This is a genomic window from Arthrobacter sp. D1-17 (assembly GCF_054130535.1).
On record NZ_CP096382.1, the window covers coordinates 1,809,306 to 1,830,610 of the forward strand.

At 63.3% G+C, this 21,305-nt stretch carries 28 protein-coding genes and 2 pseudogenes; 21 read left to right on the forward strand and 9 right to left on the reverse strand.

Annotated elements, in window-relative coordinates:
* Positions 1–291: 291 nt before the first annotated feature.
* Positions 292–588: a hypothetical protein gene (locus tag M1E01_RS08455; RefSeq protein ID WP_457975031.1), complete on the reverse strand. Its 297-nt coding sequence runs from the start codon at positions 586–588 to the stop codon at positions 292–294.
* A 148-nt stretch (positions 589–736) separates the two neighbouring features.
* On the opposite strand from M1E01_RS08455, the gene M1E01_RS08460 reads away from it, so the two are divergent.
* The 5 genes from M1E01_RS08460 (at position 737) to M1E01_RS08480 (ending at position 4,563) form a co-directional block, all read left to right on the forward strand.
* Entirely contained in the window at positions 737–1,561 is an 825-nt protein-coding gene (locus M1E01_RS08460; protein ID WP_457974588.1) for an alpha/beta hydrolase, read from the forward strand.
* A gap of 1,234 nt (positions 1,562–2,795) precedes the next feature.
* A complete protein-coding gene (locus M1E01_RS08465) occupies positions 2,796–3,167 on the forward strand; it encodes a hypothetical protein (RefSeq protein WP_457974589.1) in 372 nt (123 codons plus the stop codon).
* Positions 3,168–3,172: 5 nt separating this feature from the next.
* Positions 3,173–3,340 (forward strand): hypothetical protein, encoded by a 168-nt coding sequence (locus tag M1E01_RS08470; RefSeq protein WP_457974590.1) that lies wholly within the window; start codon positions 3,173–3,175, stop codon positions 3,338–3,340.
* Positions 3,330–3,524, forward strand: coding sequence for a hypothetical protein (locus tag M1E01_RS08475; protein ID WP_457974591.1), 195 nt, complete (start codon positions 3,330–3,332; stop codon positions 3,522–3,524). Before M1E01_RS08470 ends, M1E01_RS08475 begins: the two co-directional genes overlap by 11 nt.
* Positions 3,525–3,699: 175 nt before the next feature.
* Positions 3,700–4,563 carry a hypothetical protein gene (locus M1E01_RS08480; protein ID WP_457974592.1) on the forward strand — a complete coding sequence of 288 codons (864 nt, stop codon included), beginning with the start codon at positions 3,700–3,702 and terminating at the stop codon, positions 4,561–4,563.
* Between the two features lie 198 nt (positions 4,564–4,761).
* Here M1E01_RS08480 and M1E01_RS08485 read toward each other — a convergent pair.
* The 3 genes and pseudogenes from M1E01_RS08485 to M1E01_RS08495 form a co-directional block, all read right to left on the reverse strand.
* Positions 4,762–4,896 (reverse strand): annotated as a pseudogene (locus M1E01_RS08485) (AMIN-like domain-containing (lipo)protein); the annotation flags it as partial.
* 202 nt (positions 4,897–5,098) lie between these two features.
* Positions 5,099–5,608: a hypothetical protein gene (locus M1E01_RS08490; protein ID WP_457974593.1), complete on the reverse strand. Its 510-nt coding sequence runs from the start codon at positions 5,606–5,608 to the stop codon at positions 5,099–5,101.
* A gap of 195 nt (positions 5,609–5,803) precedes the next feature.
* On the reverse strand, positions 5,804–6,142 hold the full coding sequence (locus M1E01_RS08495; protein ID WP_457974594.1) for a hypothetical protein: 339 nt from the start codon (positions 6,140–6,142) through the stop codon (positions 5,804–5,806).
* Between the two features lie 206 nt (positions 6,143–6,348).
* Here M1E01_RS08495 and M1E01_RS08500 point away from each other — a divergent pair, with 206 nt between their 5' ends.
* Together M1E01_RS08500 and M1E01_RS08505 are read left to right on the forward strand one after the other, a co-directional pair.
* A complete protein-coding gene (locus M1E01_RS08500; protein WP_457974595.1) occupies positions 6,349–6,771 on the forward strand; it encodes an Hsp20/alpha crystallin family protein in 423 nt (140 codons plus the stop codon).
* Positions 6,772–7,071: 300 nt separating this feature from the next.
* Complete coding sequence (locus M1E01_RS08505) at positions 7,072–7,317, forward strand: hypothetical protein (RefSeq protein WP_457974596.1); 246 nt, start codon at positions 7,072–7,074, stop codon at positions 7,315–7,317.
* Here M1E01_RS08505 and M1E01_RS08510 read toward each other — a convergent pair.
* Positions 7,265–7,747, reverse strand: a pseudogene (locus tag M1E01_RS08510) (SRPBCC family protein). The gene M1E01_RS08505 and the pseudogene M1E01_RS08510 overlap by 53 nt on opposite strands.
* 160 nt (positions 7,748–7,907) lie before the next feature.
* Complete coding sequence (locus M1E01_RS08515; RefSeq protein ID WP_457974597.1) at positions 7,908–8,702, reverse strand: SDR family NAD(P)-dependent oxidoreductase; 795 nt, start codon at positions 8,700–8,702, stop codon at positions 7,908–7,910.
* A gap of 287 nt (positions 8,703–8,989) precedes the next feature.
* Here M1E01_RS08515 and M1E01_RS08520 point away from each other — a divergent pair, with 287 nt between their 5' ends.
* Together M1E01_RS08520 and M1E01_RS08525 are read left to right on the forward strand one after the other, a co-directional pair.
* The gene (locus M1E01_RS08520; RefSeq protein WP_457974598.1) at positions 8,990–9,145 is read left to right on the forward strand and encodes a hypothetical protein; all 156 of its coding nucleotides are present in this window, start codon (positions 8,990–8,992) and stop codon (positions 9,143–9,145) included.
* Positions 9,146–9,280: 135 nt separating this feature from the next.
* A complete protein-coding gene (locus M1E01_RS08525) occupies positions 9,281–10,141 on the forward strand; it encodes an alpha/beta fold hydrolase (protein ID WP_457974599.1) in 861 nt (286 codons plus the stop codon).
* 1,099 nt (positions 10,142–11,240) lie between these two features.
* Here the strand turns inward: M1E01_RS08525 and M1E01_RS08530 are convergent.
* On the reverse strand, positions 11,241–11,804 hold the full coding sequence (locus M1E01_RS08530) for a dihydrofolate reductase family protein (RefSeq protein ID WP_457974911.1): 564 nt from the start codon (positions 11,802–11,804) through the stop codon (positions 11,241–11,243).
* Positions 11,805–12,298: 494 nt separating this feature from the next.
* On the opposite strand from M1E01_RS08530, the gene M1E01_RS08535 reads away from it, so the two are divergent.
* Positions 12,299–12,556: a hypothetical protein gene (locus tag M1E01_RS08535; protein WP_457974600.1), complete on the forward strand. Its 258-nt coding sequence runs from the start codon at positions 12,299–12,301 to the stop codon at positions 12,554–12,556.
* On the opposite strand, the gene M1E01_RS08540 is transcribed toward M1E01_RS08535, so the two are convergent.
* A complete protein-coding gene (locus M1E01_RS08540; protein ID WP_457974601.1) occupies positions 12,543–12,908 on the reverse strand; it encodes a hypothetical protein in 366 nt (121 codons plus the stop codon). The genes M1E01_RS08535 and M1E01_RS08540 overlap by 14 nt on opposite strands.
* Positions 12,909–13,299: 391 nt before the next feature.
* Between M1E01_RS08540 and M1E01_RS08545 the strand changes: the two genes are divergently transcribed.
* The 11 genes from M1E01_RS08545 (at position 13,300) to M1E01_RS08595 (ending at position 19,945) form a co-directional block, all read left to right on the forward strand.
* Positions 13,300–14,421, forward strand: coding sequence for an IS110 family RNA-guided transposase (locus M1E01_RS08545; RefSeq protein WP_457973336.1), 1,122 nt, complete (start codon positions 13,300–13,302; stop codon positions 14,419–14,421).
* A gap of 379 nt (positions 14,422–14,800) precedes the next feature.
* Positions 14,801–15,133, forward strand: a complete 333-nt coding sequence (locus M1E01_RS08550) for a hypothetical protein (protein ID WP_457974602.1) — start codon at positions 14,801–14,803, stop codon at positions 15,131–15,133.
* A 639-nt stretch (positions 15,134–15,772) separates the two neighbouring features.
* Positions 15,773–16,063 carry a hypothetical protein gene (locus M1E01_RS08555; protein ID WP_457974603.1) on the forward strand — a complete coding sequence of 97 codons (291 nt, stop codon included), beginning with the start codon at positions 15,773–15,775 and terminating at the stop codon, positions 16,061–16,063.
* Positions 16,064–16,193: 130 nt separating this feature from the next.
* Entirely contained in the window at positions 16,194–16,559 is a 366-nt protein-coding gene (locus M1E01_RS08560; RefSeq protein ID WP_457974604.1) for a hypothetical protein, read from the forward strand.
* The gene (locus M1E01_RS08565; RefSeq protein WP_457974605.1) at positions 16,537–16,941 is read left to right on the forward strand and encodes a hypothetical protein; all 405 of its coding nucleotides are present in this window, start codon (positions 16,537–16,539) and stop codon (positions 16,939–16,941) included. Before M1E01_RS08560 ends, M1E01_RS08565 begins: the two co-directional genes overlap by 23 nt.
* 507 nt (positions 16,942–17,448) lie before the next feature.
* Positions 17,449–17,940 carry a hypothetical protein gene (locus tag M1E01_RS08570; RefSeq protein WP_457974606.1) on the forward strand — a complete coding sequence of 164 codons (492 nt, stop codon included), beginning with the start codon at positions 17,449–17,451 and terminating at the stop codon, positions 17,938–17,940.
* A gap of 165 nt (positions 17,941–18,105) precedes the next feature.
* Positions 18,106–18,414, forward strand: coding sequence for a hypothetical protein (locus M1E01_RS08575; protein ID WP_457974607.1), 309 nt, complete (start codon positions 18,106–18,108; stop codon positions 18,412–18,414).
* Positions 18,392–18,766, forward strand: a complete 375-nt coding sequence (locus M1E01_RS08580) for a hypothetical protein (RefSeq protein WP_457974608.1) — start codon at positions 18,392–18,394, stop codon at positions 18,764–18,766. Before M1E01_RS08575 ends, M1E01_RS08580 begins: the two co-directional genes overlap by 23 nt.
* 158 nt (positions 18,767–18,924) lie before the next feature.
* Positions 18,925–19,221, forward strand: a complete 297-nt coding sequence (locus M1E01_RS08585) for a hypothetical protein (RefSeq protein ID WP_457974609.1) — start codon at positions 18,925–18,927, stop codon at positions 19,219–19,221.
* A gap of 209 nt (positions 19,222–19,430) precedes the next feature.
* The gene (locus M1E01_RS08590; RefSeq protein WP_457974610.1) at positions 19,431–19,688 is read left to right on the forward strand and encodes a hypothetical protein; all 258 of its coding nucleotides are present in this window, start codon (positions 19,431–19,433) and stop codon (positions 19,686–19,688) included.
* The gene (locus M1E01_RS08595) at positions 19,661–19,945 is read left to right on the forward strand and encodes a hypothetical protein (protein ID WP_457974611.1); all 285 of its coding nucleotides are present in this window, start codon (positions 19,661–19,663) and stop codon (positions 19,943–19,945) included. The genes M1E01_RS08590 and M1E01_RS08595 overlap by 28 nt, the downstream gene beginning before the upstream one ends.
* Here M1E01_RS08595 and M1E01_RS08600 read toward each other — a convergent pair.
* Positions 19,942–20,703, reverse strand: a complete 762-nt coding sequence (locus tag M1E01_RS08600) for an SDR family oxidoreductase (RefSeq protein ID WP_457974612.1) — start codon at positions 20,701–20,703, stop codon at positions 19,942–19,944. The genes M1E01_RS08595 and M1E01_RS08600 overlap by 4 nt on opposite strands.
* Positions 20,704–21,305 lie beyond the last annotated feature (602 nt).

Sequence of the window (21,305 nt, forward strand, 5' to 3'; positions counted from 1 at the left end):
CCTTCCCCCGAAGAAGTCGGGGCTTTCGGACAGCAGCTGGCCTACCTCAGTGGGGTCCGCCCGCCTCCCTGAGCAGAGCCGGCGGCCGCGAAAAACGATCAGCCTGAATCCCCAGTCCGATCGAATCCGTCTTCCTCAGCTCGCATGGAAGCCCTTGACGGGGTGCGGTTTGTGAAAGGGGGCGTCAGGCCTCGCTAGGGCGGGTTATTTGTAAATGCATGTAGGGAAAGATCATCAACGGCACCACGCAAAGATTCGACCCCGACATCAACGTAGAGCAGCAAGCCATCCTCAACGCGATCCACGGCCCCAAAATTCACGCACTAAGGAAATGAGCCAAGTCAGGTTAACGGCAAGCTTTCCGCCGTCGCTTCTTTCCACCATTTTCACAATGGCGATGGTTGCTGAGCGCAGGGGCCGGAGTTGTTTGATGACGTTGGCGACCGCACGCCCGGTCCTGTTCTGGACGGTTCTGGAGACGGCAAGCGTGGTGAACACGATCGTCAGGTGGGCCTCGATCGCGTCGCGTGCGGTGGAAGATAGGCCATCCGGGTCGCCGGCGTCATGGCAGACGTGCCGTCTGCCCACGACTGTCGAATTTCTTCTTCTCCTATATCACGTGCTCGACGGCGTGCGTCAGCGGTCGGTGTTCAGGTCGTGGGCCACGTGCCGTGTGCGGCGGGAACCGCTCTGCGATCATAGGACGGTGCCGAAAAAGTTGACGGTGCGAAGGATCATGCCGCTCGCAACCCTGTTCGTCGTCGTCGGGCTCCTGGTTGGCATGCCGTGGTTCTTCCAACGCTCGCTCATCTATTTTCCTGACCGCGGTCAGCCACGCCCGGCCGCGGAGCTGTTGCCCGGAGCCCGGGAAGTCACGCTCACGACGAGTGACGGCCTCGAGCTCGGTGCCTGGTACTTGCCAGCCGCAGTCGGCTGCCGCGCGACCGTGCTCGTCGCATCGGGCAACGGCGGCAACCGGGCTTATCGGGCAGGGCTGGGACGAGCGATCAGCGAGCTCGGGTTCGGCGTGCTGCTCTTCGATTATCGCGGTTACGCGGCGAATCCCGGGCACCCGTCCGAGGACGGTCTCGCGCGCGATGTCCGCGCCGCTCGCGAGTTCCTGACAGGTGCGGCAGGAGTACCGGCGGGCTCGCTCGTCTATTTCGGGGAGAGCATCGGTGCCGGGGTGGTTACGGAGCTCGCCACCGAGCACCCTCCAGCCGCGATGCTGCTGCGCTCACCTTTTACCTCGCTCGCCGACGCCGGCTGGGCGGCCTACGGCGTGCCGGTGGGCTGGTTGCTTCGCGATCACTACCCGGTACGCGAGAACGTAGCGCGAGCGGACGTCCCAATCGCCGTGGTCTACGGGAGCGAGGACACCATCGTGCCCGCACAGCAGAGCCGGGACGTGGCTCAGGCGGCCCGGGAGTCCGGAAACTACGTTATCGAGGTGGAGGTAGCGGAGGCGAACCACAACGATGCAGCACTGGCGCTGGGTCCCGAACTCGTCGGTGCCCTCCTCGACGTGGCGGGCCGCGGCGGGGCGACCGGGTGCCCGTGACGGCTCAGGACGCCGAGTACACGCGCGTTTCGGCCTCACCACCCACCCCTTACGTCAATGGACAGGTGGAAGTGTGGGAGTCCGTGCAATGGGAAACGCTCCAGGTGGGCTACTGGCACGAGGGCCCGTTCGGCCGAGTCCTAAAAAGTGGATGGGGCAATGACCACCTCGACAACCACGTCTACGACGGAGACGGCCTCACAGTGATCGGGCGGACGAGGCACCGGAGACGTACGAAACCTTCGCTGCCGGCTGGCTGCGGAGGCAGCTCCAGCGGCCGGTGGAGCGACTTGACTGGCTGCGCGGTGAACACTCCAGGAGTCGGCGTGGCGCCTCGCAGACTCCGGGACAACAATTGCACGCAAGGGCTGGTCACTGCGTCGTCCTCGCCGCCGCCTGGCGAATCCAGAAAGTTCGCTGATTCAAAGCATCAAGACGGTCCCGAAGAGGCTGAACAGGACTCCGGCCAGCATTGCGAGCCGGAAAGGGGCAGTGGCGCCCTGGGCTTGCCATGGAGGCTGCTTCTGTTGCCGGAAGGAGTTGACAACGGGCCGAGGCGTAGAACGATACCGCGAGTGGCATGCGGGCGATAGCGGTGATGCGAACAGCCGGTGTCTTGCGAGCCCCCTCCCGCTTCGCTTGCGCCAAGGAACACTCCTCCTGCTGCAGCAAGTCTTACCGCTCACCGCTGAAAGCACCAGAAGGGCGGCTGTCCCCGCCCACACGAATTACTGAGTCTCACACTCTTGGCTCTCTTCGCGCCCTAGCTTGTTTCTACCGTGAGCCCTGCATCCGCTGCACACTTGAACGTCCAGTAGTGGTCTGACGCTGTCCAGGCGTTGCCCTGGTCCGGGGCCTGCCCTGCCCAGGCAACTGCCTGCTGTAACCAAATGTCTCGCTCGCACTGCGTGGCCGACGGCGAGCCGCAGCGATGAAGGGACGGCATTGACAAACATCATCAGCGGGGAGGACTAAAATTCTTCGCGTGGAAGTATTTGGCGCGTGCATCCGACGGCCAGTGAACCTGCAGGACGTGGAGAGGTTCGGTCGCTCGGAGGACGCCTGAGCCAAATGACAGACTCCCCAGTCGGACGCCTGCCGAGAGGAGCGCCTTGGTCACTTCATCCCGGCCAAGGGGGTAGGCCCACCCTTTCGGCAGGATGTCGCGGTCGTAGCGGTCCCGGGGCACAAGAAACAATCCCGAAAGAAGATCCGATCCAGGCTCGAGCAGTCCATGACCGAGCAGCATCCAGTCAGCATTGCCCAGTCCGTCAAAACGGGCAGCGAACGCCACGGAGTTGTGCAGGAGATAGGCGACGAGTGGATGCTGATGGCTGCTATCCGGGACGGCGCCTATCTCAACGGATACATGGCCCTCAGACTCGACCTGATCCGCCACGTCAGACTCGAGCACGGCCTTGATGACGTACTGAAGCAGCAGCCGGGCTGGCCGCCCGCCGCACTGGCGCCCCAAAGCACACAGAGCCCACGCAGCATCCTGGAATCCTCTGCCGAAACAACCAATCCCCTGTCGGTATTCATGGAGGAGAAGTGGCCGAGGCCGTTCTTCGTGGGCGTCCCGATCAAGTATTCGAAAAGGCTGTGAAACTGGTGACCATCGGCACCAATGCCCGATGGGAGGATGGGACCTTCAAGGTCAAGTACAAAGACCTGACTCAGGTGAGCTTCGGTGGGGACTACGAAAAGGCGCTGTGGGTGGCCGCCGGGGGACCTGCCTCGGAACCAGCAGGCCGTGAAGGCGCTTTGAATGGACCTTGAGGTTTTCGTGCAGGAGGCCCGGCTGTGGAACCACGGTCCCGTCCAGCAGCCAGTGCTGCTCATCAGGAAGTTGCGCGCCGAGAAGGCCGAAACGATCATCCATTTCTACGAGCAGGTGCAGGGGAATACCGCCGCTACAGCCGGCCCGGCACTGCCTGCCGAGGGAACCGCATGCCGCAATTGACGCTCTTCAAGCCTCCAGGTCGTCATGGTTGGGTTCGGTGTGGACGATGGTTAGCCTGTGCACTTACAGCCCAAGTCCACTGACGTGATTGAGCCGCTCCCTGACGAGAGGGTGAACGAGGAAGGCCCGCAAAGACGGGAGGGAAGTAGACTCACGCTCAACCCGAGGAGCCAACATGACGACTTTCCAGCCAAGAACTTCGCTGACCGACCCGGCCTCGCCCGTGTTCGGCACGGTGTCAACTGCCGTGATCGGCGCGCTGGCACTTGTCGACCCGGCGAAGCTGACCACGGCACAACGCCGGACCTTGCGTACCGCCACGGCAGCCCTGACCGGTCTCTACACCGCAGCCACTGTCAACCGGACCAGACCTGTCCTGGCGCCGCTGAATGCAGCAGCCGGGATCGCGGCGGCGGCCTTAGTGCTCCGGTTCGCAGACGCCAATGATGCGCTGGAATCCCGGATGGTGCACTGGCTTAGCTCAGCCGGCATCTCCCGGCCGCGACGGTGGCTGGCCGCAGGATCGGCGGCCCTGACCTTCGCGATGTTCCTGGCTGACCGAGCCACAGCAAGGAAGGAAGAGCGAGAGTCCGTCGCCCTCGATGCACTGACGCAGGTCCGCCCCCTAACCCCGGCAGTGGGGGAGCTGACTAGGGCCATCCTCAGTGCCGCCGATGTATCTGGCGCAGACGCCCTGCTGGCCCAGCTGGAGCAGGCCGAGGAAATTTACTGGGACGAGGATTTCGTTCCGGCCGCTCAGTTCCAGATCCCCGATGACGTGCCGCGCGCAGTCCCGCAGATCCAAGTCTTCCCCGTCACCGCACGGTATGAGGCGGAGACCGGCGCCCCTCTGCAAGTGATGCTGCACATCTACGACGGCAAGCTCGAGCACCTCGCCATCGATACGGTCGGCGAAACCGACGAACTGGTCGAGGATCAGCTGGACCGCTGGCCGAACCCGGACGAGGTGCAGTACGTGATTGACGGGCCGGACGGTACTCCTCTGCCGATCCGGCCGAACCCGCAAGCCCCGGCCTAAACGATCGTCCCATGCCCCTTTTTCCGGGCGTCATTCAACCCGTCTCCCGCCGGGACGGCGGGCTTTAGCCGGCGGGCGGAATTCGCTCCTGAAATTTCCCCGACGGATGTCCAACGATGCATTGCCGCACGGTGCAGGCAAGACGATGCCCCGCCTCCCATTGGGAGCGGGGCACCGCTACTTATCTGGCTTTAGCTGTTACCAACGGTGGGCGACGTCAATCACGAGCTTGGATCCGTTACCGGGACCTGCAACGGTGAAGACCTTGAAGGGCAGCCGGGCGCGGACGCCGAGGCCCAGGGCGGTGCGGCCCTCAAAGCTGCCTGCCCAGGCAGGGCATCTTTAGCAGCCCCTCCTGTCCTCGCAAGCTGACGCGTAGGGGCAGCAGGGTGCCCACCTTGTCCTCGGCAACGGCGTGTGGATCACAGCGGGCTGGTTTGACCGGCAGTGGTATCTCGGTTGGCGGATCACCCTGCTTGACCTGGATGTTCCGCGGCCAGGGCTCGTTGTGCGGTTCGGTCAGCAGCGTGGTCCGTCAATGCTGGTAATCGTCAGCGACCCCGGCAGTTGCCTCCGACTGAGTTCCGGGCGGGTGCTTCGGCGTGATGACCAGCCGGATGACGGCGGTGCGCGAGTCCGGCGCGACAAGGCGGGGGTCCAGAACGATGGCCGCCACAGCGGCGGCGTCGGCGGCGAGGCACAGCTCCCGGTTGTTCCGTTCAAGGACTCCGAAGGGGTCGTCGGCGAGGGGCCTCACCGCCCGGGCATCCCTCTCGCCAGGCACCAAATACCGGACGGTGGCGATGGTTTGTTCCGCGGATGAAAGGGCCGCGTCGCCGCAGGCTGCTGCCGGAAGCCGGGCCGGAAGGCTCGTGGGCTGGCCGGGAAGCAGTTCGAAACTGCCGCGTGTTGGATCCCACAGGATGTCGCCTTGGAACAGGGGTGACGTGACCTGCGCACCGGCTACCGTAAGGGGGCCGCCGGACACGTTGATGAGCAGGAACTGGATGGCCTGCTTCCCGTACTGGTCGCGAGACTGGTTCACTTCTACGGTCAGCGGCAGCGGTTCAGAGACCGCTGGCGGCTCCGGCGGGGTGCAGGCTGAAAGTGCAAGGGCAGCTGCCGCCAGTGAAGCAAGTCGTCGGCACGCAATCTGATGGTTCCTTGTGCTGCAGGGGGATGCGCCATCCTCGCCCATGCCACCAGTTTAGGGCGGTGGAGGGCGCCCTTGCCGCCGGGGTCACTCCTGGTCGTGCCGGGCGGACAGTTCGCGCAGCTCGCGCTCCGCGGCGAGGATTCTGCGGACGAAGATGATGCACTGGTCGTCAGTGAGGCGCCGGGCACTGGCGACTGCCTGGCCCCGCTCGGTGTCATGCACAGTGTCCATCGCTGCCTGCAAATCGAGCTGGAGAGCCAGGATCGCGGGCGGAAGTTCCGAATCCGCGGCGACCGTCTCAGCCAGGCCGCTGTACTGGTAGGCGTCAGCCAGCCGCTGGTGAATACGCTCCGGTCCCGTTGCCAGTGTGTCAATGGCATGTTCGATCACCGAGAGCACGTGCTGCGCCCAGGCGTGTTTCATCTGGCTACTGTAACGGTCCGCTGGATGTTTTGAGCGGAGAACTGCAATGATCCGCCCGGGTCAGGTATCCGGGTCAGGTGTTGGAAGCGCAGCCAGCGCTGCATGTGCGATCCTGCGTTTTCCCCTTGTCAGCCTACGTCCCCGGTGCTATTAAATCTGTGTCAGTGAATATAGATCCGGTCATTTGCTGATCCAGGAGGTATGTCATGTTGATGAGCGATCCGTTCCGCCAGCTCGACCGGCTGACGCAGCAGGTGTTCGGCACGGCCGCACGTCCGGCCGCAATGGCCCTGGATGCCTGGCGCGAAGGCAACGAGTTCGTGGTGGCGGTTGACCTGCCCGGCGTGGACACCGAATCAATCGACGTGGATGTTGACCAGAACGTGCTGAGCATCCGCGCGGAGTGCCCGCATAAAGCAGGTGATGGGGTCGAATATATTGCTGCGGAGCGGCCCCACGGTGTCTTTAGCCGGCAGCTGATCCTGGGCGAAACGCTGGACACCGAGAACGTCAAGGCGGCCTATGACGGCGGCGTCCTGACGCTGCGTATCCCGGTGGCGGAGAAGGCGCAGCCGCGGAAGATCGAGATTACGTCCGGAGCCGGCGCACAGCAGCAGATCAGCGCCTAGCAGACCGGGAGGGATGCCGACGTCAGAGGCTGCATTTAGGGCGGTTGGCTTTCATCAAGAGCGCCACTGCGTCTTTAGCGCACAAGCAGCAACAGGGCGAAGGCATTCCTCCCCCAGCAGTGGTCCCCGGCGCCCGCGGCCCGGGGACCGCTTCACGCCCGACTGCATTCCAGGATCCTGCTGGAACCAGCACGCTGGTACAGCAGAGTTGCGGAAGACGCTCCTACCCTTGACGTAGCCTAAGCTGACGCGAGCGACACGACGTTGTGGCTCATGGCAGGGAAGGATGTTTCGGTTGAAATGACGGTCGAGGATCAGTGGGACCGGCTCGATCCGGAGACGAAGAAGTGGCTCCTGGACAATCCGGGATGCCTGATCCTGCCGCATGGCATTACAGCGACCATTCGTGAAGAGTCCGGCCAGGACATGGAGTGTGACCAGCACGGCCAGATGCTGTTGTCCCCGCAGGACCGCGACTTCATCCGCTCAAAGGCTACCGTCGCATCGGACGGTCCACCTGGTCACCTGTTCGCCGAACCGCAATGAGGTGCCGGTTTCGGGTCTCGATGAGGTTCCGGAGGTAGCGGGTGAGGACCAGCTTCTCGACCAGGCACCCGAGGAGCCCGAACGGTGCCGCGAACTCGACCCGGTCCACCATCACGGTGCCGCCGGCGTGCTCGCTGAACTCGTAGACGTGCCGGAAGCTTCGGAACGGGCCGCGGACCTGTTCGTCCACAAAGTAGTCGGCTGCATCCATTTCAGTGATCCGGCTCGTCATCCGCAGCGGAACACCGAAGTGCCAGGCCCGCCAGGTCACCTCCTCGCCTAGTCAGATCAGGCCGGAGGTCACCCCTGCGATTGCTTCTTCCCGGGACCGGGCCATCGATTCCTTGTGCGCATCGATACTGCGGGACAGGTCGAAGAGTTCCTCTTTGCCTAGGGCCGTCCGGGTCGTGCATTCGAAGGAAGAAGCCATGGTCAGAGTATGTCAGTCTTCTTTCTCCCTCCGACCGCCGGTCCCGTTGCCGCTACCGATGGATGCGCCCAGGAGCTGCTACAACTCGGATTGCCCGGTATTGGCGGCCAAGGCGAGCTAGAGTTGCTGGCCCCGTGGATTCCTTGGTTTCAGGCCCTGGTCACGGCGTTGCCGGGCGCAGTCGCAGCGCCTGCATACCGCCGTCGACGGCTATGGAGGTGCCCGTCGTGGAGCCGGACAACGGGCTCGCGAGGTAGGCAACGGCACCGGCCACCTCGTCTGCTGTTACCAGCCGCCCATGGGGCTGGCGGGCTTCAAGCGCGGCGCGCTCTACAGCAGGGTCCGGGGCCGCCTCCAGCAGGCGCGAGATCCACGGGGTGTCCGCCGTCCCGGGATTGACGCAATTCACCCTGATGCCCTCATGGAGGTGGTCCGCCGCCATGGCCTGGGTCAGCGACAGCACCGCACCCTTGGTGGCCGAGTATAGAGCCCGCTTCTGGAGACCGGCTGTGGCGGCCACCGAGCACATATTGACAATGGCCGCCGACGGCGACTCCCGCAGGGCAGGGAGTGCCGCCCTGCTGACGCGGACCATGCCCACAACATTGACGTCCCACACCCGGTACCACTCGTCGTCGTCGTTGTCCTCCACCGTGCCCTGAGCGCCAATGCCGGCGTTGTTCACCACAATGTCCAACCGGCCGAACTCCGCGAGGAGGGAGCCGACGGCGGCACGGACGGAGCCGTCATCGCTGACGTCGCAGGCGACCGGGAAGGCGCCGGGCGCTGATGCCGGATTCCGGGCAAAAACCGCGACGTGGGCGCCCAAGGCCTGAAGCCTGCGGATGACCGCATCTCCGATGCCGGATGACCCGCCAGTCACGATGGCCACCAGGCCCTGAAGTTCGTTCACGGGCTGCTCCGACCCGGCTTCACCCAAACGCCCGATTTTCATGTTGAGTCTCCTATGATCCGCTGTCTCTTGACTTCAGGTTTCCGCTCTACCTGGAAGACGCCTCCATTACGCTCATTTCGTCCCTCCTACTATGAACCTACGTCCTCCCCGACGCATGGGATGGCTGGACAAGTGGTTCGATGAAGCGGATTGGCCGAAAGACCCGCGCCTGGACGTGTTCCGACATGGGTCTGGGAACTGTCACTTAGCGGCGCGACTATGGGGTGGGTGACCACCGGCGTCATGCCCATGCGGTCGTTCCCCTTCTTCTGGTGCAGCAGGAGCGGATGTGGACGCAAGTGCACTGGCTCGATGCGGAGCGCGAATACCCGGAAGAGGACTACGGTCCCGCATGGTATGCCGCGGAGGAACTGCGGGGCGGGCACTGTGTCACCGCGGATCCTCGAACCGGCCTCGACGTCAGCTTCGAACAACCGCCGTAAGCGGATTCGAACGCGACCGCCTTTGGATGGTTTTGGGGCACGGTGTGGAACCGACAAGCCGAAATACCTAGCTTTCCTTGTGATGCTCAAGCCGAACCGTGGCCGAAACTCGCAGCATCCTGCAACCATAGACGAGTGATACTCGACCGAACATTCAAGTGGCGCGGTCGGCAGATCGCTTGGAGAGCAGCCGGTGAGGGGCCGCCGCTCGTTTTCTGCCACGGCACACCATGGTCCTCGGCACTCTGGGCTCCCTTCGCCGACGCCCTCGCTCGTGACTTCACCGTGTACCTCTGGGACATGCCGGGTTACGGCGCATCCTCGAAGGAACCTCATCATGAGGTTGACCTCGCTGTGCAGGGGGAGGCGTTCTCATCGCTTTTGATTCATTGGGAGTTGGATCGACCACATGTGGTCGCCCACGACTACGGCGGTGCTGTGTCGCTCCGGGCGCATCTCCTACATAGGCACCCGTTCGCGTCATTGTGCCTGGTGGACGTGGTCGCACTGCGGCCCTGGGGATCGCCCTTCTTCACGTTGGTCAAGGAGAATGCCGACGTCTTCGCGCAACTCCCTGCTGTGGTACATCGAGGAGCATTCGACGCCTATATCGCTGGCGCGAGTCATCGCGGACTACGACCTGATGCTGTCGAGCTGCTTGCCGCTCCCTGGGCGGACGACGAGGGCAAAGCGGCCTTCTATCGGCAGATCGCGCAGGCCGATGAGCGCTACACGGATGAACTCGAACCACACCTCGCCTCCGTAAGCGCTCCCACTCACATCATCTGGGGAGAAGATGACGCCTGGATCCCAGCCGATCGGGCAGGGCGTCTGCAAGCCTCCATTCCGGGAAGTACGCTGACCATGATCCCCGGAGCTGGGCACCTCATCCAGCTTGACGCACCCGTGGCCCTCATGGCAGACCTCCACCGCTGGTTAGCAGCACGAATCAAGTCGCCCGACAGCGGGGCAAAGCTAGGCGAAAGCCTCAGATAAGGGAACCCTGCACGGTCCTTGAACCAGCCTGAAGGAGTGCTTCAACTTCTGGGGCTAGTGATCGATACATCTCCGCTCTTCAGGCCCCGCCAAAGGCAGTCTGCAATGCGGACAGCGTCTTCTCTTTTCGCCGTTTCGCGAAGTTTGATGCTCAAGTGCGTGGATGGCAGATTTGCACTTTGAATTGACTCTTCGATACCTGGGTCTTTCAGGCATGGGTCGATCTCGCCGCTCCGCGAGCCTGACACACCTACGATCCAGCGGTCAGATGTGCCGGAAGTGATGTCTGCATCGCCAGGGTCCACTGCGCAGCTTCCTAAGGCAAGGGGAAGAACACTAATACCAATGATCCACTGGTATTTCGCCCTCTGGGCCCCTCCCTGAGCTCCAAGCATGGCCTGAGCTTACTCCTGAAGACCAAAGCATTTGAGGAGATCCTGACCTCATATAGCCCCTCACTTCGGTAGCATCGCCAGCATGACCACGTGCTCTGTGCTGCGCTGCCCCGAGACTCCAGCGAGCGTCTTCAAGCTCATGCCCGGTTCCAACTTGGAAGTGCCTGTCTGTACTGGACACAAGGCGGTCTTGGAGGGCGGTGCTCATTGGATGGTCCATGGTGGCACGAGCTTGCCACCTGAAAACGACGCCCATGAGTCCACAGGAATCAACCTTCTCATGGGAGCGGATCTCCCGGACCGAAACCGGCTGATTGGCTTCGGTGTCAGGGGACGAACTCGGTTTCGCGGTGGAATTGAACATTGATGCCCCGGACGGTCAGCAACGGGTTTCATTCTGGATGACAGAGGATGTCGGTCTGGATGACAGAGGATGTCGGTAGGCGACTTGGTGCCTTCCTGGCTAACCCCTCCGAACCATCTGCCTCGCCGGGCCGGTAGTGTTCCAGATCCCGTGAATCGCAGCGGTATTTGGCGTTGTTCCGGCAGCGGTACGTGGCGGGCCTTCGTTCGAGGAACGCTAAGCGGGACGAATCGGTCCGGTAAAAGAACAGGATCCGGCAGGAACGTCACGATCGCCTCGGAACACAGCGCTACGAGATCCTTGGGTGGCCCGAAGCCCGTGCTGCTTCGATGTCGGGCACTCAGCGCCTGGTCTTGTACCTGGTGAGGACCACACTGTCGGGAAACGTCCGGGTCTCCACCAGGCTCAGGTTCACCCAGTGGTCCAGGGCTGTGAAGAACGGCGTGCCGCCGCCCACCAGTACCGGATGGGTGACGATCGCGTACTCGTCGATCAGCCCGGCCCGCATGGCCGCCGCGGCGAGTGTGGCACCGCCGATGTCCATAGGGCCGCCGTCGTCGGCCTTGAGACGGGTGATCTCGGTGACCGCGTCGCCGGTGACTAGGCGAGTATCCCAGTCGACCGTGCTGGTCGTCGAGGAGAACACCACCTTCGGCATGTCCCGCCAGCGGCGGGCGAACTCGATCTGCGCCGGTATGGCGCCAGGCTGCTGGTCGGCGGTCGGCCAATGGGAGCTCATCGTCTCCCACAGTTTGCGCCCGTACAGCGCCAGGCCGGTCGCCCCCACCCGGTCGGACCACCATTGGAACAGCTCGTCGCTCGGTACGCTCCAGCCGAGGTCGTCGCCGGGCGCGGCGATGTAGCCGTCCAGGCTCAGGTTCATGGCGAAGGTCAGTTTGCGCATGGCGTCAGTCTCCCGTGAGTCGGTATTCGTTGTACAGACCAGCACGGCGCGGAAAAGTCATCGGTCAGGCCACACCGAGGGCCAGCTGACCACCATTCCAAGCAGATGCTCCGGACGGAAAGGATCCCGCACCGGTACCCTTAGGCAATCCCTCAACTACCTGACGGTGATTCCTGAACGGACGCCCGCGCTGGCCTTCGTCTCGCTGCCGTTCAGGATCCCGGTCTGCACCAGGCGCACCGATCAGCAACCAGGAAAGCCAAGGCGACTGCCCGCGGGCTGGAACGGATGCGGCAACTGGTGGCCATGGTCCAGGCAACGGGACGCTACCCGTCCCGGAATGCCGGCAGCACCTCCGAGCGATCGCTGGCGGTGTGGCTGTAGCGCCGGCGCGAAGAGGCCCGGGCTGGCACGCTCGCCCAGGAGTGCCGGGACGGGCTGGCGGTGCTGGACGGCTGGGCAGGCAAGCCCCGTGCAGAGGCTGACGAGGAACGGTGGCAGGAGCGCCTGCAAGCATTGACGGCGTACCGGGCGGCAGGGAACGACTGGCCCGGCACAAGGCCAACATCATCGGCGAAGAGCACGAACTGGTGTCTGGCTGCACCTTCAGCGGTCCAAGGCCCGCCGTGGGCAACTCGATCCCCAGAAAGCCGAAGCCCTGGACGCCGCCCTCCCCGGGTGGCGGAGTGGCAGGGCGCGCGGCCGACGGTCCAGAAGCCAGTCCTGACGGGCAGTCTGTCAGCGGCCCCTGACGCTGGCCTTGATGTTCTCCAGGGCCGCCAGGTCGTCGTCGTCCGGTTCAGTGCGGACGATGGCGAGCGTCTGCACCATGTGCCCCAGATCAGCCGAGGTGATCGTATTCGTGTGAACGCTGACCGTTAGTGTGCCCGTGAACCGGGGGTCTTCCAGGTTCGTGAGCGCAGCGGTCAGCGTCCCGGATTCCTCCACCAGCGGCCGGCTGGCGTCTATCTGCCAGTCATCGTCTTCCCGGCCCAGGAAGGTCGAGTACCGCGGCAGCACGAGGGACCACGGAGGAAAACGCGGCGGCTGGCCACCCCTGTCGGGGGCTTCCTCGAAATACCCAGAGTCCTGCTCAAACCGCATTCCCCATGGCGCCTTGAGGTACCGGCCACCACTGTCGTTGGTGACCTCCCAGAAACCGCCCGGGAAGTACCGGAATTGCTAAAAACTTCAAGTTAGCCAAGGGTAGCGGCTAGACGATATGAGGTACGAGGAGGCCGGGCATCCGGGCGCCTGATCCTTCTGAAGGCCATTGTCGCCGGAGCGGATCCGCAGCGCCCCAGCTTTGTGGGGCTTGTGATCTGCTGGGACAGGGGGGCGCTCCGGATCCTATCTCCGGCGCTGATGGCCTCTGTCAGAAGGACCAGGAAGTGTGGTTCAGGGGGCTGGAACCTCCTTTTCAAAGCAAGGCGTGGGTTGCCTGCCACACTTGGCGGACAGGTAGAGCCACATTTGAAATTTGGAGGTTCCAGCTATGTTCGAGCGTACAAGCGTCGGCTTGGATGTCCATGCCCGCACCGTTGTCGCATGCGCATTGGACGCGCAGACCGGTGAGATCATCCTCCACCGGATGACTCCGGATCATGGCGAGATTCTTGCCTGGATCCTCTCCCTGCCATCGCCGGTGCGAGTCGTTTACGAGGCGGGACCAACGGGTTTCGGCCTTGCCAGGTTCCTGCTCGCCGCCCGGATCGACACGGTCGTCGCAGCGCCGTCCAAGCTCCAGCGCCCGTCTGGGGACCGGGTAAAGACCGATGCGAAGGATGCGCTGCATCTGGCCCGGTTACTAAAGCTGGGTGAGGTCGCCGGTATCCGGGTGCCTTCAGAAGACCAGGAAGCGGCGCGGGATCTGGTCCGCTCACGCGAAGACGTCCGGGGAGACCTCATGCGTTCCCGGCACCGGATCTCCAAACTCCTCTTACGCCAAGGCATCGTGTATTCGGGCGGGCAGGCCTGGACCGGCACCCATGAACTCTGGCTGGCCCGCCAGCGTTTCGACGCTCCGGCCCGGCAGCTGACCTACGAGTCCTCTCTAGAGGCGATGCATGAGATCTCGGACCGCCGTGACCGCCTCGACCAAGCGATCACCGCGATGGCATACAGCAGTGAATACACCCCCGTGGTCCGGGCACTGCAGTGCCTGCGCGGCATCTCGACGCTGACCGCTTTCGGCCTGGCCGTGGAGATCGGCGACTGGGAGCGGTTCACCGGCTCCACAATCGGCGCTTACCTGGGCCTGGTCCCGACAGAGCATTCCTCGGGGGCATCCCGGTCCCTGGGCTCCATCACAAAAACCGGCAACAGCCACGCCCGCCGGCTGCTGGTCGAGGCCGCATGGCACCACCGCAGACCCTACAACAACCCGTCCCGGCTGATGCGGTCCCGCTGGGAAGAAGCCACTTCAGAGGCCAGAACCCGGGGTCATGCCGGGAACCGGCGCCTGCACGAACGCTGGATCGGCTACCTCGAACGCCGCAAGCGTCCGGTCATCGCCAATGTCGCCATCGCCCGTGAGCTCTCCGGCTGGTGCTGGTCCCTGGCCACCGGCACACATCCGGCAACCAGCTCCCCAAAATCGATAGCTACCGTGCACTGATCAGAAACAACACAAAACCCCCGGGGAAACCCAGTTGGAAGTGGTTCCCTGCAGCGCGTGGAGTAAACCCGCGATACACCTATGGGCAACCAGAACCCGGCCACGCCCGTCATTGCTAGACCAGCGGTAACCTCCAGCCGAACACTTCGTCCTGCGGTAACCAACCCGCGCATATCAGTCTGACCGCGCAGTCGCCAACGACACGCTGGCCACACACCAACGCCTCTTCCCGGGGCCACAAAAAGGAAGCGGTCCCAGGCAACCCAGCCCGCGGACCGCTTCCTCATGCCCTTGACAAACGAGACCTACATATCAGTGTGTGACGAAGGCCTTCGGGGAACCGGCTGATTGCTAGGGGGATAGCTACATGCCAGGAATTGTGACATTTTCGGCGGCAGCATTGCCGAGGGACGGCGCAGAGGATGCGTTCCGGGACAGTGTGCAGAACCTGCGGCTGCATGCCATTGATGACTGCTTCCTTACCGTGTTCCATGTCGGGGACTCCTACGCCCTGCTCAGCGGGGAAACAATCCCGGGCGCCCACACCGCCACCAACTCGGCCCTCTCCGCCTACCTAACCCGTTGCCTTATTGGAGACGACGTGGCTCTGGACCTGGAGGCGAAAATCGACCAGCTCCCGACGGAAACGGAGAGCACGGGCGCGAAGGCGTCCCTGATCCCCAGGTTCTTCCCCATCTACCCGTTCATCTAAAGGTTCTCAGCCCAGGTTTGATACCGGGTCCGGCTGACATTGCGGGGCAACTCCGGCCGGACCCGGCAGTCCTAGGCCGGCATGGGGTCCCTCGGCTTCGGATGTCGACCACTGTGCCTTCTCCACCTGATTGTTGCCCGGTGGCCTTTGGCCTCGGCACCCCCAGATTGGGGCGTGGACCCCCGGCGTCCCCGAAACCAGGAGCCTGGCATTTTTCGATGGAAGGCATGACGACTGCACCGCCAGCTGCTGTCACCCAGGACCTGGACAGGATCTCCACGGCCCGTGGGCAGCTCCGGAACCAGTCTGTGACCGATCAGGTAGCGCGGCCAGCCAGGAGAAAACCAACACATCGGACCAATTTTGGAGCCATTGACACCTCTCCGGCCCGGGCGTGTACTTGAGTCGGTTTCTGCCTGAACAGAAGCCTGCTCGGGAGCGCGATCGGAAATTGCCTCGGTTATCTTCCGCCGCTGCGAATCAACGGCCGGCCGCTAAAGGCACCGGGCGGCACCTTACGGTTTGCCTTGTGCGGATGGGCGTTCAGATCCTTGCTGCTGCCAGGAGCCACAACCTCGGGGCAGGTCCCACCCTTGCCCGAGATCAGCCTTAACCGGATTAATTGGAGGAGAAGTAGAAATGTTCGCCAGACTCAGCACCTTCGGGACCGGACCGGAAACCATTTCGGACGCGCCGTCGCAAGACATCATTAACAGGGTGCTTGAAATTCCCGGGTGCAGGGGAATCTATTATCTGCACGGGAAAGAAACCGGCAAAGACCTGTCCATCACGTTGTGGGATTCCGAAGAATCCATGGTCGCGAGCCGGGAGACGGCGAATAGGCTCAGGACGGAGACCAGCGCAGCTGAGAGAACTGAGATCCTGTCCGTGGAGGAATTCGAGGTGACGGCCGGTAGTCTCAGAGACTGAGCTTCCAGCCAGGTCACGCCAAGCAAAAAGCGGGCTCTTGGAACCCTCGACTTACACATTGCCGCAGTGGTCCCAAAGGGCTTCTTCACGCTTCGCCGCAGTTGTCGGTGTTCTCCGCGATGATGGTCCAGTGCCTGCGCTTCCGATTAAGAAAGCCCGTTCCGCCGAGGCCGTCCCCAAGGGGCGCATGGGCTATGACCTTGCGGCAGAGAGGCTGCTGCTGCACACCATCCAGAGCGAAGAGGCTTTCGAGGGGCTTCTCTCCACCGGCGCGCTCGAACCCGATTCATCCCGTGCGGAGCCGCTCCACGCGGACGCCTACGGGCGGATGTACCGGCAGATGGCGGCACGGCTGCCCGCCGAGGGGGATGGGGCGCTCTGGTTCTGGGCGCGGATCAGTCGCCAGGATCTGGTGGAGCTCTGCAAGCAGTCACCGGGGGGTGCTGCTGGCCTGAAGGGTGCCTCGGGAACGGGTGCTGCTTTCGCAGTTCGGTGACTGGCATTCGGCCCTGAACCGGAGTCCGCTGATCATTGAGCTTCCCGGTGAGAGCGACGAGGAGTACATGGCCCGGCTGGAGTGTGCCTTCGAGGACGTCGATGCCAGGGTCCGGGCCGCCGGGGTCACACCTGACGCCGGATACCGGCACTGGCCGGAGGATCTGCGGTCCGAGCTGGAGACGAGCTGGGAGTTCATCCTGGACCCGGGAAACTACGGGGCGCTACGACAACTGGCAGGCCACCGCGCACTGCCTGTACGAGGACGACGTCATGGCGGCGGTCCGGCTTCAGGACTGAGGTGCTTGGCAGCTGGACGGCTCGCATACCGCAGCTATGTTCTTGACAGGACCCCCGCTGCTACGACCACCCTTAGGGTCTAGAATTGATTTATGCGCCCCGAGGAAGCGATCGCACTGGTTTTCGCGATGGCCCTCATGTGGGTCGGTACGATTCTGGTGCTGCTTTCCGGGCTGCCGGGAAGGCGGGCGCGGCGTCAGGAACGGAAAGCAGAACGGACTGCTCACCAGCGGTCACACCAGGTATCACGAGGGCGGAGGCTGGCGCACCGCCGGAGCCTCTCCCGCATCGGCCGGGCGCGAATCCCGTAGAACTGCCCCGGCCCTCTACTGGCTTAGGGCATCCGTTCTCAACCCCCAGGATGCCCATCCGGACCTAAGATTGCTGTATGGGTCTCGGACGACTACCCGCTTTGGGTCGAGTTCCGGCTGGACGGAATGTAGGGCCGGTCAGCGGTTGTTTTGAACTGCGGGCTTGACCACCATGGGAGTGTGGGAGCGAAAGACAAACGGCACCGGATAGGGTTCGCCCTGTGCCTACTGATCCCTCTAAACGGGACCACAGGGTGCGTCTATGAATACCCGGAGCCCGTGCAAACAGCAACAGCTGATTCAGAGCCCGCGCACACAGCAACAGCTGACCTGGCGCCGGTAACAGGGCCCCCGAAGCCATACACTGATCCCCAAGTCCTGGAGCGCGAGGTCAAAAACTACGCTGAGCTGGACCGGCTCCTTAAGGCAGCGCCGGAACCAGTCCTCATTTCCGACGTGGGGCCACTGGATGGTCCCGTCAGGGGCTTTGGCAAAACCGAGAAGGTGCCGGCGGGCGGGCAGTACATCGTCACTGCAGCCTGTGTTGGTGCTTCCGGCGCGAAGGTCTCCGTCGGACAGGAGCATCCCGGTGCCCCCTTCCGGCCGTTGGAGATCGCGCTGGATTGCGCCGGCGCCACCTCGCATGTCATTGCACTTCAGCAAGGGTACATTTTCGCGCATCTGTTGTTGCCCAGCCCGGGTGATACGCCCTGGACAGGGGCAGTGGGCGGTGTCCGTGTGAGCGGACCGGTTGAGGCGCCTCACGCCTGATCGACGGCCGACCCGGCTCGACCGTTCGCCGCACCCCGTTTGGCAGGGCTCACCTGGGCCGGCACGGAACATGCTCTCACCGTCGGTGCCCTCAGCGATGATAGTGCAGTGCCTGCGCTTCCAATTAAGAAAGCCCGTTCCGCCCACGCCGTCCCCAGGGGGCGCATGGCTTACGACCTCTCCGCTGACTGGCTGCTTCTGCACACGATCCCGGCTGAAGAGGCATTCGAGGCACTCCTCTCCGCCGGCGTGCTCCTGCCTGATCCGTCCCGTGTTGAGCCGTTCCATGGGGACGCTTATGAATGGATGTACCGGCAGATGGCGGCACGGCTGCCCGCCGAGGGGGATGGGGCGCTCTGGTTCTGGGCACAGATCAGGCGCCAGGATCTCGTGGAGCTCTGCGAGAATTCACCGGGGGGTGCTGCTGGCCTGAAGGGTGCCTCGGGAACGGGTGCTGCTTTCGCAGTTCGGTGACTGGCATTCGGCCCTGAACCGGAGTCCGCTGATCATTGAGCTTCCCGGTGAGAGCGACGAGGAGTACATGGCCCGGCTGGAGCGTGCCTTCGAGGACGTCGATGCCAGGGTCCGGGCCGCCGGGGTCACACCTGACGCCGGATACCGGCACTGGCCGGAGGACCTGCGGTCCGAACTGGAGAGCAGCTGGGAGTTCATCCTGGACCCGGGAAACTACGGGGCGCTACGACAACTGGCAGCCCACCCGCGCACGGCCTGTACGAGGACGACGTCATGCAGGCGGTCCGGCTGCAACGCTGAGGCGGTCCCAGGTCCCGGTATCGGTTCGGTCGAATGCAGAGGACGACCATGAACCAGGCCCACAACAGATCCGACAGGAGCAACCAGACGAAGCCCCCTGCTCAAGCCGAATTACGGCCGCAAATACAACAACCAAAGGGGACCAGGGCTATTGCAGCTTTGTGTGCAGAGGTCCACGATGAGGGAATCCAACCCCACAAAGGAGCAGCTATGGAATCCACGGCCTGTGGAGTTATGCACTTCTTCCCAGGAGGGACAAGAGAGCAATACGAGGCATCGATTGCCACGACCCACCCAGCCGAAGGGCAATTGCCCGTCGGCCAGACCTTCCATGTGGCAGGGCCTTCCGCGGGTGGCTGGACCATCATGGCACTCTTCGAGTCGAAGGAAGCTTGGGAGCAGTACCGAGACAACGTCCTTCTTCCGCTATTGCAAGAGGGCGTCGAGGGCGGGTTCGCAACCGCGCCTGATGAGACTGTGATCGACGTATACAAAATCATGCCTTAGCGTGACGGCTGAACGTGGGGGATGCTCCTCGACGAGTTCGCCGCCTGCCACAATCAGTAGGGCACACGGAAGTGAAACCCTTTGCGCCGCGAAGCCTGCGGCCTCAATCGGCCTATTGCTCAGCTCGTGGAAAGGTTCCACCGGTAGGGCCCGGCATGGACGAACTGCTGATAGCTCCGTTCACGGCGGGAGCGAAGAAGGGGCACGGCATGGAGGAGTCAACTGAGATCACTCAGACCATGCACCGGTTCTTTGACAGGCTCTCCGGAAAGGACGTCACGGCGTTTTACGAGCTGGTGGAGCTGAGCGAGGCGACGATGGTGCTGGGCACCGCTCCGGGCGAGATCGTCCGGGAGGAGGAGCGGCTGCGCTTCGGGTTCGAGTTCGAGGGCTTCACCGTCGAGCCCGGTCTCGGCCACGGGGCCGGGAGGAAGGCGGTGTGGGTTGGTACGTCGGAGAGCCCATAGTGACCTTCCCGGATGGAACGAAGCAGGCATGGCGCATGACCACCATCTGGCACCGCACTGCCCCCCGTTGGAAGCTCGTGCACATGCACGCCTCGGTGAAAGTGCCGGACGGTGAAAGTGCCGGACGAGGAAGTGGGCGAACTCCAGGCGCGCTCGGGAACAACGCCAGCGCAGGTTCGGACAGCGCGGTGGATAGTAAGCGGGCCGGCCCCGTCCCTCCAAGTAGTTGCTTGGCCGGCCAGAAGGGTCTCACTTAGGGCCAGCCCTGCTCCAGCATAGGCGTGACTGTGATTTCATTCAGGACCATGTCCGGGTGAGATGCTGCGATCCAGGTGATAAGTTCTGCAACGTGCGTCGGCGGCAGGGCCATGGCAGGGTCTGCTTCCGCCGTCCGTGGCCCACGTTCTGAGGGGGTCCATGATCCCCAGCTGGTGTCCATTCCCCCCGGATAAAGCAAGGACACCTTTATCCGGTGCTCCTTGCCTTCGGCCGCCAAGGCCTGGGTAAGACCGGTCAGGGCAAATTTAGAGGCGCAGTACGCTGAGGCGTTCGCCCATCCCCTCCGGCCGGCGACTGAGCTGATGTTGATAATTGTCCCACCGCCGCGGCTGCGCATATCCGGCAAGACTGCCTTGGAGAGCAAGAACACCGCACGCAGGTTCACGTTCAACACCCTGTCCCAGTCCGCAGGGTCCAGTGTCTCTATCGGCCCGGGTACGTCGGTTCCGGCGGCATTGACCAGGATGTCCACAGGCCCAAGTTCAGCCCTGACTTGGTCAATTGCTTGCTTTACTGCGATGCTCTCGCCTAGATCGACAGGTACAGCCAAAACAGTGGCTGTCCTGCTGATGCCGGCGATTTCCCTGACCGTTTCCTCAAGGTCGGCACGGGAACGTGCCAGCACTGCCACGTTGACGCCTGCCGCCGCCAGAGAAGCGGCCGCGGCCCTGCCGAGGCCGCTGCTCCCGCCGGTGACTACTGCGACCTGACCGGACAAGCTCGCGAAGTCTGCCATGACCTTCCTCCATCTGTAATTCATCCCTACCGAAGCCCGAAATGCCAAACGGCCTGTGTTGTCGGGCCGCGGAAGTGTCGCCACTGACACCATTCTGCCCTCAGTCGTGAACGATCAGGGGTGGAATCAACTGCTTCGAGTTAGCCTGGCAGCCCAAAGGTCTGCCGCCAATCAGATACCTTTGCTTCAAGCGATTTCCTCGTTGCTTCTGGCTAGCCATCTCCTGACGGGCTTTGGAGCTCCCAATTTGCAAATCAACTCCTGCCATTGGAGTGAATGCGCAGGGTGAAGCCAGCGACGGAAAGAGATTTCAGTCCCCTTCAAGGCGCCTATATGTGCCATCTGAGGGATCGATGCTACGCGGGTGCTCCGGCGATGAGGACCAGCGCAATGAATGCGGCTATGCCCACGGTGCCGATTACGATGCGCGTTCAGGGTGGCAGGCCCTACAACTCATGGGCTGGGGCATGTAACCCGAAGACCCCGGATCAGCACGCAGCCTCCTCCCGTTGCCGAAACCACGGATGCCATGATCAGCGCGCAAGGCCTGGCCGTTGGGTCCGGTGCGGACTTGCCTGCGTACTCATAATCATCTGCAATTG

Bases quoted from the DNA above. Each gene is read 5' to 3' on its own strand.
- M1E01_RS08585 (WP_457974609.1), top strand. From the start codon at position 18,925: ATGGAATCCACGGCCTGTGGAGTTATGCACTTCTTCCCAGGAGGGACA.
- M1E01_RS08495 (WP_457974594.1), bottom strand. From the start codon at position 6,142: ATGAAACACGCCTGGGCGCAGCACGTGCTCTCGGTGATCGAACATGCC.
- M1E01_RS08555 (WP_457974603.1), top strand. From the start codon at position 15,773: ATGTTCGCCAGACTCAGCACCTTCGGGACCGGACCGGAAACCATTTCG.
- M1E01_RS08500 (WP_457974595.1), top strand. From the start codon at position 6,349: ATGTTGATGAGCGATCCGTTCCGCCAGCTCGACCGGCTGACGCAGCAG.
- M1E01_RS08475 (WP_457974591.1), top strand. From the start codon at position 3,330: ATGGACCTTGAGGTTTTCGTGCAGGAGGCCCGGCTGTGGAACCACGGT.
- M1E01_RS08545 (WP_457973336.1), top strand. From the start codon at position 13,300: ATGTTCGAGCGTACAAGCGTCGGCTTGGATGTCCATGCCCGCACCGTT.
- M1E01_RS08520 (WP_457974598.1), top strand. From the start codon at position 8,990: ATGTGGACGCAAGTGCACTGGCTCGATGCGGAGCGCGAATACCCGGAA.
- M1E01_RS08540 (WP_457974601.1), bottom strand. From the start codon at position 12,908: ATGCGGTTTGAGCAGGACTCTGGGTATTTCGAGGAAGCCCCCGACAGG.
- M1E01_RS08600 (WP_457974612.1), bottom strand. From the start codon at position 20,703: ATGGCAGACTTCGCGAGCTTGTCCGGTCAGGTCGCAGTAGTCACCGGC.
- M1E01_RS08480 (WP_457974592.1), top strand. From the start codon at position 3,700: ATGACGACTTTCCAGCCAAGAACTTCGCTGACCGACCCGGCCTCGCCC.
- M1E01_RS08515 (WP_457974597.1), bottom strand. From the start codon at position 8,702: ATGAAAATCGGGCGTTTGGGTGAAGCCGGGTCGGAGCAGCCCGTGAAC.
- M1E01_RS08530 (WP_457974911.1), bottom strand. From the start codon at position 11,804: ATGCGCAAACTGACCTTCGCCATGAACCTGAGCCTGGACGGCTACATC.
- M1E01_RS08460 (WP_457974588.1), top strand. From the start codon at position 737: ATGCCGCTCGCAACCCTGTTCGTCGTCGTCGGGCTCCTGGTTGGCATG.
- M1E01_RS08465 (WP_457974589.1), top strand. From the start codon at position 2,796: ATGACCGAGCAGCATCCAGTCAGCATTGCCCAGTCCGTCAAAACGGGC.
- M1E01_RS08575 (WP_457974607.1), top strand. From the start codon at position 18,106: ATGGCTTACGACCTCTCCGCTGACTGGCTGCTTCTGCACACGATCCCG.
- M1E01_RS08505 (WP_457974596.1), top strand. From the start codon at position 7,072: ATGACGGTCGAGGATCAGTGGGACCGGCTCGATCCGGAGACGAAGAAG.
- M1E01_RS08590 (WP_457974610.1), top strand. From the start codon at position 19,431: ATGGAGGAGTCAACTGAGATCACTCAGACCATGCACCGGTTCTTTGAC.